This is a genomic window from Methylobacterium nonmethylotrophicum (assembly GCF_004745635.1).
Taxonomy (GTDB): Bacteria; Pseudomonadota; Alphaproteobacteria; order Rhizobiales; family Beijerinckiaceae; genus Methylobacterium; species Methylobacterium nonmethylotrophicum.
The window spans coordinates 24,454-39,072 of sequence record NZ_SRLB01000022.1 but is presented as its reverse complement, the minus strand read 5'-3'; the positions used below and the strand labels follow the sequence as shown (position 1 = coordinate 39,072).

The following is a 14,619-nucleotide window of genomic DNA, read 5'->3' as shown; positions in this document are numbered from 1 at the left end:
GCCCTGACGCGGCCACGCTCGCCGCAGGTCCGGCGCCGAGCCGCCGGGATCCCGGATCAGCGCGGAACGATGTGCAGCCCGTCATCCGGCAGCAGGTTGCGCGCCGGACCGCCGGTCTGCTGGCCGCCGCCCTGCTGGTAGGCGGGGAGCTCGGGGCGGCGGTCGTTGTCGCCGCCCGTGTCGTACACCCAGGGCGCGGACCACGGCGCGCGGCCGCCGACCGTTCCGGTGGCGTCGATGTCGCGCGGGCCGTAGCGGTACGGGCCCGGCTGGGCGGAGGCCGCCAGGGGAGCAAGGAGCGTGGCCGCCAGCACGGCGGCCGGAATCAGGAGGGGGCGCATCGGCGTCCTTTCGGGAAGGATGGGGTCCGCGGGGGGCGGTCCAAGTTGAGCAGATAACGGCCAGGCTCGGCCTGCCGTTCCGGCATGGCGGGATCCCGTGGCGGGGATCCTGCAGCCTGCGGCCGGCGCGGTTAAGGCTTCGGTCGAGGCGTCCCGCCGCCCTCAGCCGCGCCGCCCCTTGGCGTAGCGCTTGAGCACCCGCTCGCGCTTGAGGCGCGACAGCCGCTCGATCCAGAACACGCCGTCGAGCTGGTCGATCTCGTGCTGCAGGCAGGCGGCGGCAAAGCCCTCCTCCTCGGCCTCGTGCTCCGCCCCGTCGAGGTCGCGGAAGCGCAGCCGCACCCGGGCCGGGCGCTCGACCTCCTCGTCGACGCCGGGCATCGACACGCTGCCCTCGCGGTGGCGGGCGGTCTCGGGCGAGGTCCAGACCAGCTCCGGATTGACGTAGAGGCGCGGCGCGAGGTCGAGCCCGGCCCGGATCACCGTGAGCCGCACGGCCAAGCCGATATGGGGCCCGGTGAGGCCGAGGGCCGAGACGGCGAGCAGCGTCTCCGTCAGGTCGTCGGCCACGGCGCGCAGGGCGGCGTCGAAGGCGGCGACCGGCGGCACGGCGAGGCGCAGGCGCGGGTCCGGGTAGAGCACCAGCGGGCGGACGGGCATCGGGGATTCGCCTCAGCGGGTGTGGAACGAGTCGGGCCACAGGCCCGCCCGCTCGATCCCGACCACCAGCACCACCACCGCGAGGGCGACGGCGAGCACGACCAGGAGGTTGCGGCCCGGCACGCCCCGGGCGATCAGCACGAGCACCAGCAGCAGCGAGATGACCGAGACGACGACGTCCATGGGAGGCTCTTGTCCTGTCGGGAGGGGATCGGGGCGGGGGCCCTGCGTCAAGCCCGAGCCGCGCCGGGCGTTCCGGCCGGCGACGCGAGCGACAGACGGTCCGGTGCCTGACCAAACCGTAATCTTCGGGCCACGGGCCGGTCAGGCCCGAAAACCATAATGGTCCCATCGACCGGCCGCGAGCGCGGCCCGCCAGAGGGAGCCCAGAAACCCGATGCCCCAGACCTCCGAGACCTCCCGCGAGACCTCCCGCGAGACCCGCCGCTTCCACCGCAAGGCCCTCGCCTCCGTGGCCGCCGTGACCCTGGTGGCCACCGGAGCGCTGGGCACCGCCTTCGTGCCGCCGAGCACCCCGGCCTTCGCCCAGGCCCTGCCGCAGACCCCGATCACCGCCCCCGAGCACCCGCCGGGCAGCTTCGCGCCGATCGTCAACCGGGTGAAGCCCGGCGTCGTCTCGGTGAAGGTGAAGCTCAAGGACGACGCCTCCGACGACGAGGATGGCGGTCAGCAGAACCTCCAGACCGTGCCGCCGCAGCTGCGCGAGTTCTTCCGCCGCTTCGGCGAGGGCGGCCCGAACATGCAGCGCCCGCAGCGCCACGGCGGCGGCGCGGCGCAGGGGTCGGGCTTCTTCATCACCGGCGACGGCTACGTGGTGACCAACAACCATGTCGTGAGCAACGCCAAGTCGGTCGAGGTCACCCTCGACGACGGCCGCACGCTGGACGCCAAGATCATCGGCACCGATCCGAAGACCGATCTCGCGCTGCTCAAGGTCACCGACGGCGGTCCGTTCCCTTACGTGAAGCTGTCGCACGGCGCGCCGCAGGTCGGCGACTGGGTGGTGGCGATCGGCAACCCGTTCGGCCTCGGCGGTACCGTCACCGCCGGCATCGTCTCGGCCCGCGGCCGCGACATCGGGGCGGGCCCCTACGACGACTTCCTGCAGATCGACGCGCCGATCAACAAGGGCAACTCGGGCGGTCCCACCTTCAACGTCAACGGCGAGGTGGTGGGCGTCAACACCGCGATCGCCTCGCCGTCCGGCGGCAATGTCGGCCTCGCCTTCGCGATTCCCTCCGAGACCGTGCAGGCGGTGGTCGACCAGCTGCGCGCCGACGGCAAGGTCGCCCGCGGCTACCTGGGTCTCCAGATCCAGCCGGTGACGAAGGACATCGCCGACGGCCTCGGCCTCGACAAGGCCAGGGGCGCCCTGGTGACGAGCGCCCAGGACGGCACCCCCGCCGCGAAGGCTGGGCTGAAGTCCGGCGACGTGGTCCAGGCGGTGAACGGCGATCCCGTGAGCGACGCCCGCGAGCTCTCGCGCAGGATCGCCGCGATGAAGCCCGGCACCAGGGTCGACCTCGCCTACCTGCGCGGGGGCAAGAGCGAGACCGCCCAGGTCACCCTCGGCTCGCTGCCGAACGACACCAAGTTGGCGAGCCTCGAGGATCGGGGCAGCCGGCGGGGCGACAGCCAGCCGCGGCTCGGCCTCGGCCTGGCGCCTGCCGACGCGGTCGGGGCCGGCCGCGAGGGCGTCGCGGTGGTGAGCGTCGATCCGGACGGCCCGGCGGCGGCCAAGGGCATCCAGGAGGGCGACGTCATCCTGGACGTCGGCGGCCAGCCGGTCTCGAGCCTCTCCGACGTCGCCGCCCGCATCCGCGCCGCGGAGAGCGACGGCCGCAAGGCGGTGCTGATGCGGGTCAGGAACGACAAGGGCACCCGCTTCGTGGCCATCGGCCTGCAGAGCAAGAACGGCTGATCGGTCAGGCCTGAAGATGCCGCCGCGCCGTCGAGCGGACTCGCTCGACGGCGCCGGCCGAGCCCGGATGGGTCCCGCGCCGCAGGCATCGGTGCACCGAATGCCGTCGCGTCGATGCGACGGCGCAAGAGGCATGAGGCGCCGGCCCCGCGAGGGGCCGGCGCTCTCGCATCCTCACACCCGGCAGAGGCGGGCGAGCCGCCGACCGGAGACGCGGCCGCGGGGGGCCCCGTCGCTCTGCAGGGCCTCGCCCGCGAGCGCGATCCGGGTCGGGTTCTCGATCAGGGTGTAGCGGGCCTGCCGGAGCGGCAGGCCGAACTGCGTCGCCCAGAGCCGCAGGGCGGCGCAGGCATCCCGCAGGGTCCCGGGGCCGACCCGCAGGGGATCGAGCACCGGGGCGACCTCCGAGGCGCCGAAGGGCAGGGCGCGGAAGCCCGCGAGCAGGCCGGGGCGGCCTTCGGCGACCGAGAAGGCGGCGCTCGATTCGACGCCGAGCGCCGCGACGCGGTCGGGCGGGGTCGTCGCCAGGGTGAGGGTCACGGGCTGCTCGGCCAGCACGACCACGGCGCGGTCCGGCGCGCCGGACAGGTCGAGGGCGAGGGGCCGGTAGCCGGCGCTCGTGTCCCGGGGCGCGGTGAAGACGAGGCCGATCAGGTCCAGGGCGGCGGCGGAGCCCGCGACCCGGTCGGGATGGGCGGTCCAGCCGATCAGCCGCGCGCGCTGGGCGGCGCGCTCGGCCGTCACGTCCGGAACCTGGATCTCCGGTACCGGGCGGCTCGGGACCCTCGTGTCCGGGACCTGCGAGGGCGGCACGGCCGTGCCGGGACTCTGGCTGCCGGGCGGTTGCTTGCCGGGCACCCGGGTGTCCGGCCCCTCCTGCCCCGCATCCCGGACCGCGACCGGGCCGGGATCGGCCGGTGCGGGAGCGGCAGGGCAGACCGGACAGGCCCGCGCGGGGACCGCCGGCCGGGCCGGGCTGTCCGCCGGCATCTCCGGGGTGCGGACCGGGGGCGTGACCGTCTCGGTCGCCGAGCGGAGCAGGCCGACGCGCGGATGGAGGGCGACGATCACGGCGAGCGGGATCGCGACCGCCGCGAGCGCCGCCAGGCCGAGCCCATATCGCCCGCTTCCGTCCCGCACGCGTCACCGCCTCGCTTCCGCGCATCCCCCCGGCGCGATCCGGGCAGTATGCACGCGATTGGGCGGAAAGTGCGTCCGCGACAAAGACTTAGATGAAAAACCTGGGGATGGTCGCCCATCCCCTCTTGCGGCCTGCCGCAGCGGCATGAACCGCACCGCGGATCACCCGGGGACGGTCCGCCGGACGGGTGTCCAACCGGCGCGGCGATGCCGTATGCTGGCGGCATGCCGACTCCCGCCCCCGACCCGACGGACGGCCTCGCGCGCCGGCTGCGGCTGGAGCGCGAGGCGCGGGGCTGGTCGCTGTCCGACCTCGCCGCCCGCTCCGGGGTCTCGAAGGCGATGATCAGCAAGGTCGAGCGCGGCGAGGCGAGCCCGACCGCGATCCTGCTCGGCCGCCTCTCGGGCGCCTTCGGGCTCACCCTCTCGACCCTGCTGGCGCGGGCGGAGGGCGAGACCGGCCAGGTCAGCCGGCAGGCGGCGCAGCCGGTCTGGATCGACCCGGCCACCGGCTACCGCCGGCGGCAGGTCTCGCCGCACCTCGCCCCCGCGGCGGAGAACCCCCTCGACCTGACCGAGGTGGAACTGCCGGCGGGCGCCGCGGTCTCGTACCCGGCGGCCTCCTACGCGTTCCTGCGCCAGATGATCTGGATGCTCGACGGCACCCTGACGTTCCTGGAGGGCGAGGCCATCCACGTGCTCGAGGCCGGCGACTGCCTGGCCCTCGGCCCCCCGGCCGACTGCACCTTCGCCAACCGGAGCGAGCGCCCCTGCCGCTACCTCGTCGCCGTGGTGCGGCAGCGCTGAAAGCTGCGGCAGCGCTGAACGCCGCGGCAGCGCTGAAAGCTGCGCCGGGCGCTCAGGCCGCGCGCCGGGCCAGGACGCTGCGGGCCTCGGCGCCGCCGCGCAGGAAGCCGTAGACCAGCACCGGCCAGCAGAACAGCAGCACCGCCAGGGGCACCGGCATGTGCCAGCCGACGATCGCCCCGACGATGCCCGCCGCCGAGCCGACGAAGCGGAAGTAGAACACCGGCACCGCCACCACGAGGGCGAGCAGCACCGGCACGCCCAGCACCGCGGTCAGCCCGGCCTGCACCGCCAGGAGATTGGTCACGCCCATGACCAGGAACACCAGGAAGGCTCCGATCTGCATCATCCGGTTCTCGCCCCACGACGTCTCGCTCACGAATCGCTGCGACCCAGACATCAGGCGAGCATGGCTTTTTGTGGGGCGCCGGCGCCCGGATGCCGTCCCGCGTCGTTCGCTCCCCCGAACCGCCTTCCGGCAGAATGTTTTTGTGTTTTGATGCAGACCGGAAGATAAAATATCCTCATGACGCTCTCGTCACGAAGTCGGCTAACAGTCTTTCATCCCGGAGATCCGGGTCTATACGATCGCCATGTGCGCCAGCGCACAGTGGTACAGCCATCCGCAACCTAGATCACCCGGCGATCGGCGCCGCAACAATCTCGGCAGCCGCACCGACAACCTACGAGATCGACGATGACGAAGACGACCCTGCTCCTCGCCGGGGCGACCCTGCTCGCCGCCACGGCGGCCTCGGCCCAGTCGGCGAAGGAGATCTACAGCTACAAGGCGCCCTCCGGCATGTTCAGCGAGGGCACGACGAAGTGGGACATGTACCGCTTCATGGCGATCGACCACGAGCAGCAGGAGGCGGCCCGGGCCGCCCAAGCGGCCGAGCGGAATGCCGCGGTGCCGCAGCCCTCGGTCGCGGGCCGGCCGACCGTGCAGACCCGGCTCCGCCGCGGCCAGCACTGAACGGACAGCACTGAACGGAGCGGGGGCGGGGGATGCACCCCCGCCACATCCGCGCCCGGACGCAACGTCATCTAACCGTCATACATCTCCCCAACCGCGCCGGCTCGGATAGAGTTTTCACAGTGCGGACGGCCCAGGATCCGCTGCCAAGAATCCGAGGGGGGAGCATGATGGATGCGCAGGCTCTGCTCGTCCAAGTCCAGTCCAACATCGGAGCGACCTGCGACCGCGCGACCCGGCAGGCATCATTGATCGAGATGCGGGAGCGCGCGGGGCTTCCGACCGAGCGCGAGCGGAATGTGCTTCGCGGAATCCGGGTGTCACTGGGCCTTGAATACCACCACGAGGAGGTGCTGCTGTCCCGCCTGGCCGAGGAGCCGGGGGACGGGCGCCACGCACCCCTCGCCCGGCGCGCCTGCCACCGCGGCGCGGGAGAGGATTGCCCGCTGCCGGTCCGCTGCTGCGCGGCCCTGGCGGCGACCGTCACGCCCTGGTCGTCGCACGCGGCCCGGTCGCCCGCGACCGCCACGGCGGGCTGATTCGCCCGAACAGCCCCCGGGAGAGCCCGGACGGACCGGTCCGCGGCCCGCCACGGCTGAGGCCTCGCCGCCACACCGGCCTTCCCGTCGGCCGCCGCCCGCCTCGGGCCGCCCTCGCAGGCAGGGGTGCTGTTGCACCGGAGCACTGGCGGGACGGCGGAGCCCGGCGGTCTTCTTGCCGGGCGGGGCCAAGGTCCTGGGCAGGGCCAAGGTTCCGCCCGTCGCCCGCCAGACGTGTCAGCCGGAGATGCCCGCCAGAATGCCAGCCATGTCGAACGCGCCGCTCTTCCTCCACCTCGCCGGGTCGCTGGCCTTCGTGGCCGTCGCCGGCCGCGGCATCGGCTGGGCCCTCGACGCCTGGGTGCGCCGCGCCCCGGACGGTCCCGAGGGCGACGTGGCACCGGCCGCGCACCCGGAGCCTCCGCGCCCACCGGCCCCGTTCCCGGAGCGCGCCGCCCGCGACCGGGCCTCCGCCTGAAGCGCTGCGCGCTCAGGCGCCGTGCGCCGCCGCGGATGGCCCGGCCGACGCGAACTCGGCCCGCGCCTTCGCGTTCGGCGCGAATCCCTTCTCGCGGCACCAGGCGAGGAACGTCTCCGGCTCGAGGCGGACCCGCACCACCGCCACGCCGCTGCGGGACACCTCGCGCTCGACCTGCGTCGCCGACATCAGCCAGGCCGCGTAGCTGGCGGGCAGGCCGGAATCCTCCATCACCTCCAGGATGCGGGGATAGTCGCCCGGCTCGTACCAGGCGAGGCCGAGGCTTCGTGGACGCTCCATCGCAACCCTCCCACGGCGCTCCCGGGCCGGGGACCGCCCGCACCGGCCAGTGTGGCGGCAGCGGGGACGCGCGCAACAGAAAAAAGGCCGCCCTTGCGAGGCGGCCCGAAGTCTAGGGAGGAAACGCCCAAAGAGGGCTGCACCGCCGCGACGCCATCGCGGCGGTACGGGATTCTTCTCCCATGCTGCAGCGCACACAGCAACCGACCGCACCGCGCAACGGCCATGCTTGCGGCGCATGACGGCCGGAAGGCCGGTCGGGGAAGGCGGCAATCCCGCCTTTGTCCCCGGAGAGGGCGGCAAACCGCCCCTTGCCCCGCGGCGGCGACCTGCTAGACGACCCTTCTCCCTCGTGGACGTACCCTGTGGCGCTCCGGCTCCGCCGACAGGCTGGACCGCGGGGGAGCTCGTGACGACGAGTTGGCGGCGGACCAGTTCTCCCTGCCAGCCTGTGAGGCTCAGTGGGCCGGGTGGTTGCGGGAGGGTCGGCGCAGCGGGGAACAGGAACCGCGTCGTCGGCTGATGGCCCACACATTCGCCCGCCCTCGGCGGACAGGACGGCAGGCGGGGTTAGCGCGCCGCCGCGCAAGTTCAAGAATTCCGGACACAGCCACGCTTCGCTAACCATGCGCCGGTTCGCAGGGGAGCGCGCATGAGAACGGCAGCGAGAGCTTACCGGTTCGGGGGCCCGGGCCCCCGCCGGCCGGAACGGTCCTGCGAGACCCGCGCCGGCGGGACGGGACGGGGGGCGCGGCAGGCGGCGGAGATCTGGTCCCAGCAGGAGCACCGCGGCCTGACGGCCCGCGAGCTGATCCGCCTGGCCCAGACCGTCCGGCTGCGGTCCTCGGAGCCGGCCGAATAGACCTCTGACAAACGCCGCCCGGCGAAGCCTCGCCGGGCGGCGCGCCGCTCAGGCCGGCTCGTCGCGCAGGGCGTGATAGATCAGGATCGCCGCCGCGGTGGCGGTCCCGATCCCGCCGAGGGTGAAGCTGCCGAGTCTGACCGTGAAGTCCCCGGCGCCGAGCACGAGCGCCGTGCCGACGGTGAGGAGGTTGCGGGTGCGGGCGAAATCGACCCGGTTCTCGACGAAGATCCGTCCGGCCGCGGCGGTGATCAGCCCGAACACCACCACCGAGAGGCCGCCGATCACCGGGCCGGGGATCACCAGGATCGCGGCGCCGAATTTCGGCGACAGCCCGAACAGGATCGCCACGATGCCGGCGGCCGCGAAGACCAGGGTCGAGTAGATCCGGGTCACCGCCATCACGCCCATGTTCTCGGCGTAGGTGGTCACGCCGGTGCCGCCGCAGGCCCCCGACAGCATCGTGGCGAGGCCGTCGCCGAGGAAGGCCCGGCCGAGCCAGGGGTCGAGGTTGCGGCCGGTCATCGCCCCGATCGCCTTCACGTGGCCGAGATTCTCGGCCACCAGCACCAGAGCCACCGGGGCGATGAGCCCGATCGCCGCCGGGTCGAAGACCGGGGCGGTGAGATGGGGCCAGCCGAACCACGCCGCGTCCGCGATCCGCCCGAGGTCGAGGGGCCTGGCGAGGCCGAATCCGTTGGCCAGCACCCCGTAGAGCAGGGTGGCGGCGAGCGCCCCGATCAGGAGCGGCAGGCGCCGCAGGGCGCCCGGCAGGTAGGCCGCCGCGAGCCCGACCGCCGCGACCGTGAACAGCCCGACCCCGACCTCGAGGCCCGAGCCCGAGATGCCCTTCACGCCGATCGGCGCGAGGTTGAGGCCGATCGCGCCGACGATCGCCCCCGTCACGGCGGGCGGCATCAGCCGGCCGATCCAGGCGTCGCCCGCGCGCATCACCGCGACGCCGACGAGCGCGTAGACCGCGCCCGCCGCCACGATGCCCCCGAGGGCGACCGGCAGGTTCGGGTTCGGGCCGTTGCCGGAATAGCCGGTGGCGGCGATCACGACGGCGATGAAGGCGAAGCTCGAGCCGGGATAGCTCGGCACCCGGCCGCCGACCACGACGAAGAACAGGAGCGTCGCGAGCCCCGAGAACAGGATCGCGAGGTTGGGGTCGAAGCCCATCAGCAGCGGGGCGAGGGCGGTGGAGCCGAACATCGCCACGACGTGCTGGAGCGCCAGCACCAGGACCTGGCCCGTCGGCGGCCGCTCGTCCGGCAGCACCACCGTCCCGGTCGCGAGCCGCCAGCGCGGAAAACCCCGCTCCTCCATCCGTTCCCGCGTCTCCGGGGCCATGCCGTCTCTCCCTGATCCCCATGCCGGGGATCCCCATGTCCGGGCAGGGCCTTAAGGGATGCCGGGCGGGTCCGGGAAGGGGCGGCGCCAAGGAACGACAGAACAAGGAACGACAGAACGGGCGCGACGGTCCCGGAGCCGGCCGGGTTTGCGCGCGCGAGCGGTCCCGTGCGAGAAGGTCCACCCCTTACGCGCGGCCGGCAGCGACAGCCATGACTCTTCCGGACAGGCCCCTCGCGGACGAGACCCCGGCCGACCTCACGGTCATGATCTCGGGCGGCTTCGCCCTGGCCTACGCGGCGGTGCTGCCGGATTTCTCGCGCGAGACCGGCCTCGCGGTCCGGACGCTGTCCGGCGCGTCGCAGGGGCAGGGGCCGCGGACCATCCGGCACCAGCTCGCGCAGCAGGGCGCCCGGGTCGACGTGGTGATCCTCTCGAGCGAGGGCCTGCACGAGCTGACGGCGCTCGGCCGGATCGCCGCGGGCTCGGCGGTGGAAATCGCCACGGCGCCGCTCGCCGCCGCCGTGCGGACGGGCGCGCCGCATCCCGACATCGCCACCGTCCCGGCGCTCGCCCGCACCCTGTCGGCGGCCCGCCTCGTCGCGATGCCGGGCAGCACGAGCGGCCTGTTCATCCGCGACACGGTGTTGCCGCGGCTCGGCCTCGCCGGGACGGTGCGCGCCAGGATGTTTCCCCGGGGCACGGAGTCCACCGCCGCGCTGGCGGCGGGCGAGGCCGACCTCGCCCTCGGGCCGGTGAGCGAGCTGGTCGACATCCCGGGGATCACGGTCATCGGGCCGCTCCCCGACGCGGTCCAGCTCGTCCAGACCTTCGCGGCGGCGATCGTCGCGGGCGCGCAGGCCGTCGGGCCGGCCGAGCGCCTGATCGCGCATCTCGCCTCCGACCGGGCCGCCGCGGCGATCCGGCGGACCGGCATGGAGCCCGTCGGGATCCGGCGGGCGGGGTGAGGGCCGTGCCCCTTTCCCCATCGGCGTCGCGCGCGTGCCGCTCGTTCCTCAGGGCCGCAGCCCCCTCGCGGGAGGGCGTCCGCCAGGCAGGGCCTTGTCACGCCGCCCCCTCGTCGCAGGCGCAGGCCTGTCCGTAGCCGAAGGCCTGCCGCAGGGCGAGGCGCCCGCCCGGCGTCACCGCGACGGCCCGGCTGCCCTCGCTCCGGCGCAGCCAGCCCCGGTCGAGGCAGGTCGCCAGCAGGGCCGCCCCGAGGGCGCCGGCGATGTGGGGCCGGCGCTCGCTCCAGTCGAGGCAGGGCCGGCAGAAGACCCGCCGGCCGGACGCCGCAGCGGCGAGGTCGACCCCCAGGCCGCGGAGAAACACCTCGCCCGCCGGGGTCAGGGCGCCGCCATCGGCCCCGAGCTCGACCGCGCCCCGCGCCACGAGGGCGTCCGCCATGGCGACCGCGAGGCGGCCGGCGAGGTGGTCGTAGCAGGTCCGGGCCTCGCGCAGGGCCGCGTCCCGCGGTCCGGGTATCCGGGACCCTGGCGAACGGGAGATTGCCTGCGGGGCGGGGCCGGCCGCCACCGCCATCACGCCCTCCAGCATCCGGGCCACCGCCGGGGAGGCGAGGCGGTGATAGCGGTGGCGCCCCTGGCGCGCGACCGCGAGGAGCCCGGCCTCGGCGAGCTGCGCGAGGTGGCCGCTCGCGGTCTGGGGCGTGACGCCGGCGGCGCGGGCGAGCTCGGCGGCCGTGAGAGCGCGGCCATCCATCAGCACCGCCAGCATGCCGGCGCGGGCCGGATCGCCCACCAGGGCGGCGGTGCGGGCCAGCGCGGCGGTGGTCACCATGGCGGCTCTCCTCAGGGCGGCTCTTCGGGTCGGGCCTCCCTTGTAGCCCGGGGATCGGCCGGACGCTTCGGCCGGCGCCGAATCATCGCGCCCCACCGGCAGGCGACAGGTCGCCCCGTCCGAAACGGAGGGTCCGCCATGCTGCCGCTGATTCGCCTCGTCCTCGCCCTCTGCCGCCCGGGCGGCCCCGGAGGCGGCCCGCCCGGGGAGGGCGCGCTCGCCAGAACCCTGCGGCAGCGCCGCGACCGCGCCAGACTGGCCGCGCTCGACGACAGGTTGCTGCGCGACATGGGCCTGCGGCGCGAGACCTCCGCGGCGGGGCTCGACTTCGTGCCCTTGTCCCCGGCCGATCCGGTAGCGGCGGCAAGACCTGCCTCGTCGCCCCGGGACTGCCGGGGACGGGACGAGCGCGGGTTTCCGGCGACCGCGTCTCACCGCCACGGCGCCATCGACTGGCCATGATCGGGCCGTGATCGCGCCTTCATGACGGAGCGGATGTCGGGAGCTTACGATGCTGAGCCGGCGGTGTTTCCCTTTTGCACCACGTCGCTTGGTTCCGATTATCAGGCCGAGGGATTGGTTTACGGACCGTATCTGTGCCCCGTCTTCGCCACATTCCGCCGCAAGCTTGACCTCGAGCGCGGCCATTCCGGCCGTGCCCGGCTGATGCACGAGAGGGGCCTGCATGACGCGGAACCGGACTTTCCCCATCACCGCCGCCCTGGCGGTCCTCGCCGCGGCGCCGCAGCTCGGCGCCTGCAGCCTGGTGCCGGCCGGGGTCGACACGACGGGAAGCCTTCCGGACCGCAAGCCGCTCGCCGCCGTCACCCCCGCCGACCGGGACTGCCTGGCCCGTGCGATGTACTTCGAGTCCAACCGCTCGAGCGAGGAAGGCCTGCTCGCGGTCGGCACCGTGGTGATGAACCGGCTCGAGGCGCCGGCCTACCCGAACTCGATCTGCGGCGTGGTCGGCCAGAAGCGCCAGTTCGCCACCGGCGTGCTGCACAAGCCGATGCGCGACAAGGAGCGCGAGAAGGCCGAGCAGGTCGCCGACGCGATCCTGGCCGGCGAGCGCCACGAGAAGGTCGGCGGCGCGATGTTCTTCCACACCGCCGGCTACACCTTCTCCTACCGCAACATGCACTACGTGGCTCTGGCCGGCGGCAACGCCTTCTACGAGAAGCGCCCCTGGTACGACCGCGAGGGCGCGACGCCGCGCCGGGCGCCGGCCGCCCCGGTCCAGCTCGCACAGGTCCAGCCCACCTCCGGCAGCGTCCGCTGGACCTCGCACCCGGTCCGGGTCGCGTCCCGCACGACCCAGCAGACTCCGCTCGCCGAGCTCGGCCCCGCCCGCAACATCTGCCGCGTCGCCGCCGCCGAGACCGGCCAGAGCCCGGGCTGAGCCCTCATCCGGCGGGGCTCGACGGTCCCGACCCGGTCCGGGGCGGGCCTGGAGGGCCTCCGGTGCGGAGGCCGAAGGGCGACTGCTGCGTGCTCCGCTTCGGCGCCCGTTCGATCGGCAGCGTCAGTTGAAGGCCCGCCGCGCCGCCATCTCTGAGCGACATCCCGGGGCCGCGCAGCGGAACCCGAGATCCATGACCGCTGGCGCGTCAGGACGAGGCGGAACGTTGGCCGCCTGACTGCCGTGACGCCAGCGGTGATGGATCCCGGGTTCTCGCCAAGGCTCGCCCCGTGATGAACATGGCGGGTGTCAGTTCGCCGAAGCCCTGGCGCTCCCGAGCAAGAGCAGCGAGGCACAGATCGCCTGCCTCCGGCGATTCGACGGTCATCGCGGCGTCGAACCGCTGTCGACCACGTTCAACGCGAGTCATGCCATCGCCGTGCGCTCCGGCGGCCGGCACGATCCGCCCCATGGACGATCCTCGCCGAGGTCGCTCTTCCCCTGCGGATCAAGCAACGACGATTCCCACAGAATTGGATGTTACCACCCGGAAGAATACGTAGATGTCCGATCCAGCTTGGGCGAGAGGATCGTGTTTGCTAGGTCACGGGCGATGCGATTGTGAAGCCGGGGACTTGACGATGGTGACATATACGACTGCCGCCTGTGCCGCCCTGATCGCCACCGCCGCCTTCCTCGGGACATCGTCCGAGGCGAGTGCCCGCTGCTGGAGGTGCGGACCGGTGAATCCCGTCTACAACTACCGGACGGTCAACAAGGTGATGAACCAGACCCAGTATCGGGACGTCCAGCGCACGCACTACGTGCACAAGACGCGCCCCATCTACAACATCACCCGCGTCCGTCCGATCGTGCGGCTCCACACCGTCACCCGCGTTCACCACCACACCGTTCCGGTGATCCGCAACGTGAACATGTACAGCACGCAGCGTCTGCCGACGCAGTACTACTATTCCAACAGCGTGCGGAACGTCTATCACGGCTGCGGCTGCAACTGAGGCACCGTCCCGGAACGCGGACGGCCGCCGCATCCCTGCCGACGGGTCAGGGACCGGCCGCCGTGAGCCCGGCGGCCAGGCAGGCCTTCGGGCAGACCGGCGCCCGGCCGAGCAGGCGCGCGAGCGCCGCCTGCGGGCCGGCCGCGCACAGCTTGCCGAGGAACATCCTGTCCTCGCTGCCGATGTCCGGGATGCGGCACGAGGCCAGCATCGTGCGCTCCGCCTGGTCCCACAGGGCCGCGACGGCGTTCCTGGTCTCCGGCCGGTTGAGTCCCGTCCAGGTGGCGGGGTCGGTCCCGGCGGCCTCGACGTAGAGCCCCACGAAGCTCATGAGCGCGGCCAGACCGTCGCGATGCGACGTCTGGGCGCCCGGACCGCGCCGGTCGTCGAGCGCGATCGCGGTGGCGAGGTCGTGCGTGTAGGCGTTCAACTCGTCGAGCAGGTAGCGGAACTCCGTCGCCGACGTCGCTCCCCCCGGGCGCAGATAGGTGGTCACGAAGAGGCTCGGCCGGAAGTGCCGCGCGATCCGGGCCGGCGCCAGCGGCGTGCCGCCTTCGGGCGGCCGCTTCACGGCCCCGCCCCCGATCAGCGGATAGGCATCGTCGTCGCCGGTGATCACGTGGACGGATTCGTGCACGGCCGTCGGCAGGCCGAGCTGCGCGTCCTGACAATCGAGCCAGGTGCGGAAGAAGGCCTTGTCCTTGACCTGTCGGAAGATCGCGTGGCCGTCCGGCGACGCGGCCTTCAGGACGTCGAGCGCCTTCGCGTCGCATCCACCGGCGAAGGCCGGCCCGACGCCCGGGAGCAAGGCGGCGGAGAGGGCGAACCCGCACAGGGCTGTTCTGGCGATCCTGCGCATCGGCCGGCCTCCCGCGAGAGGCGGATCATCCCGTCGGCATGGTTAAGGAAGCGTGACGGCACCGCGTCCCGGACGCACGATCGTCGCGACGTCGTCGCCTGACGGGGGCGGGGGCGGCCCGATCGACGGCCCCGCAGCCCC

Annotated in this window: 19 protein-coding genes; 10 read left to right on the top strand and 9 right to left on the bottom strand. The window is 73.5% G+C overall.

The genetic code is table 11. The features are described from left to right. Positions 1-56: 56 nt before the first annotated feature. The 3 genes from EU555_RS25210 to EU555_RS36340 form a co-directional block, all read right to left on the bottom strand. Complete coding sequence (locus EU555_RS25210) at positions 57-341, bottom strand: hypothetical protein (protein ID WP_135417981.1); 285 nt, start codon at positions 339-341, stop codon at positions 57-59. Positions 342-503: 162 nt separating this feature from the next. Further along, positions 504-1,001, bottom strand: a complete 498-nt coding sequence (locus tag EU555_RS25205) for a peptide deformylase (protein ID WP_135417979.1) — start codon at positions 999-1,001, stop codon at positions 504-506. Between the two features lie 12 nt (positions 1,002-1,013). Continuing rightward, the gene (locus EU555_RS36340; protein WP_167858657.1) at positions 1,014-1,184 is read right to left on the bottom strand and encodes a hypothetical protein; all 171 of its coding nucleotides are present in this window, start codon (positions 1,182-1,184) and stop codon (positions 1,014-1,016) included. Positions 1,185-1,398: 214 nt separating this feature from the next. Between EU555_RS36340 and EU555_RS25200 the strand changes: the two genes are divergently transcribed. Beyond that, positions 1,399-2,943, top strand: a complete 1,545-nt coding sequence (locus EU555_RS25200; protein ID WP_135417977.1) for a Do family serine endopeptidase — start codon at positions 1,399-1,401, stop codon at positions 2,941-2,943. A 174-nt stretch (positions 2,944-3,117) separates the two neighbouring features. Here the strand turns inward: EU555_RS25200 and EU555_RS25195 are convergent, their stop codons facing one another. Further along, positions 3,118-4,083 carry a hypothetical protein gene (locus tag EU555_RS25195; RefSeq protein WP_135417975.1) on the bottom strand — a complete coding sequence of 322 codons (966 nt, stop codon included), beginning with the start codon at positions 4,081-4,083 and terminating at the stop codon, positions 3,118-3,120. A gap of 225 nt (positions 4,084-4,308) precedes the next feature. On the opposite strand from EU555_RS25195, the gene EU555_RS25190 reads away from it, so the two are divergent. Then, positions 4,309-4,890, top strand: a complete 582-nt coding sequence (locus tag EU555_RS25190; protein ID WP_135417973.1) for a helix-turn-helix domain-containing protein — start codon at positions 4,309-4,311, stop codon at positions 4,888-4,890. A gap of 52 nt (positions 4,891-4,942) precedes the next feature. On the opposite strand, the gene EU555_RS25185 is transcribed toward EU555_RS25190, so the two are convergent. After that, a complete protein-coding gene (locus EU555_RS25185) occupies positions 4,943-5,269 on the bottom strand; it encodes a hypothetical protein (protein ID WP_245524479.1) in 327 nt (108 codons plus the stop codon). A gap of 318 nt (positions 5,270-5,587) precedes the next feature. Between EU555_RS25185 and EU555_RS25180 the strand changes: the two genes are divergently transcribed. From EU555_RS25180 to EU555_RS25170, 3 genes are all read left to right on the top strand, one after another. Then, the gene (locus tag EU555_RS25180) at positions 5,588-5,866 is read left to right on the top strand and encodes a hypothetical protein (protein WP_135417971.1); all 279 of its coding nucleotides are present in this window, start codon (positions 5,588-5,590) and stop codon (positions 5,864-5,866) included. A gap of 317 nt (positions 5,867-6,183) precedes the next feature. Continuing rightward, positions 6,184-6,405, top strand: a complete 222-nt coding sequence (locus EU555_RS25175; protein WP_135417969.1) for a hypothetical protein — start codon at positions 6,184-6,186, stop codon at positions 6,403-6,405. A gap of 259 nt (positions 6,406-6,664) precedes the next feature. Then, on the top strand, positions 6,665-6,883 hold the full coding sequence (locus EU555_RS25170; RefSeq protein ID WP_135417967.1) for a hypothetical protein: 219 nt from the start codon (positions 6,665-6,667) through the stop codon (positions 6,881-6,883). Between the two features lie 12 nt (positions 6,884-6,895). Here the strand turns inward: EU555_RS25170 and EU555_RS25165 are convergent, their stop codons facing one another. Then, a complete protein-coding gene (locus tag EU555_RS25165) occupies positions 6,896-7,183 on the bottom strand; it encodes a hypothetical protein (RefSeq protein ID WP_135417966.1) in 288 nt (95 codons plus the stop codon). 652 nt (positions 7,184-7,835) lie between these two features. Between EU555_RS25165 and EU555_RS25160 the strand changes: the two genes are divergently transcribed. Next, positions 7,836-8,045 carry a hypothetical protein gene (locus EU555_RS25160; RefSeq protein ID WP_135417965.1) on the top strand — a complete coding sequence of 70 codons (210 nt, stop codon included), beginning with the start codon at positions 7,836-7,838 and terminating at the stop codon, positions 8,043-8,045. Positions 8,046-8,093: 48 nt separating this feature from the next. Here EU555_RS25160 and EU555_RS25155 read toward each other — a convergent pair whose 3' ends face one another. Next, the gene (locus tag EU555_RS25155; RefSeq protein ID WP_425375149.1) at positions 8,094-9,398 is read right to left on the bottom strand and encodes a solute carrier family 23 protein; all 1,305 of its coding nucleotides are present in this window, start codon (positions 9,396-9,398) and stop codon (positions 8,094-8,096) included. A 212-nt stretch (positions 9,399-9,610) separates the two neighbouring features. On the opposite strand from EU555_RS25155, the gene EU555_RS25150 reads away from it, so the two are divergent. Next, the gene (locus tag EU555_RS25150; RefSeq protein WP_167858656.1) at positions 9,611-10,366 is read left to right on the top strand and encodes a substrate-binding domain-containing protein; all 756 of its coding nucleotides are present in this window, start codon (positions 9,611-9,613) and stop codon (positions 10,364-10,366) included. A 97-nt stretch (positions 10,367-10,463) separates the two neighbouring features. Here EU555_RS25150 and EU555_RS25145 read toward each other — a convergent pair whose 3' ends face one another. Next, entirely contained in the window at positions 10,464-11,198 is a 735-nt protein-coding gene (locus EU555_RS25145) for an ArsR/SmtB family transcription factor (RefSeq protein WP_135417963.1), read from the bottom strand. A 138-nt stretch (positions 11,199-11,336) separates the two neighbouring features. Here EU555_RS25145 and EU555_RS25140 point away from each other — a divergent pair, with 138 nt between their 5' ends. From EU555_RS25140 to EU555_RS25130, 3 genes are all read left to right on the top strand, one after another. After that, positions 11,337-11,660, top strand: coding sequence for a DUF1127 domain-containing protein (locus EU555_RS25140; RefSeq protein ID WP_135417962.1), 324 nt, complete (start codon positions 11,337-11,339; stop codon positions 11,658-11,660). Positions 11,661-11,883: 223 nt separating this feature from the next. Beyond that, entirely contained in the window at positions 11,884-12,600 is a 717-nt protein-coding gene (locus tag EU555_RS25135) for a cell wall hydrolase (RefSeq protein WP_135417961.1), read from the top strand. Positions 12,601-13,241: 641 nt separating this feature from the next. Next, the gene (locus EU555_RS25130) at positions 13,242-13,619 is read left to right on the top strand and encodes a hypothetical protein (RefSeq protein WP_135417960.1); all 378 of its coding nucleotides are present in this window, start codon (positions 13,242-13,244) and stop codon (positions 13,617-13,619) included. A gap of 46 nt (positions 13,620-13,665) precedes the next feature. Here EU555_RS25130 and EU555_RS25125 read toward each other — a convergent pair whose 3' ends face one another. Next, entirely contained in the window at positions 13,666-14,478 is an 813-nt protein-coding gene (locus tag EU555_RS25125) for a hypothetical protein (protein ID WP_135417959.1), read from the bottom strand. Positions 14,479-14,619: the final 141 nt, after the last annotated feature.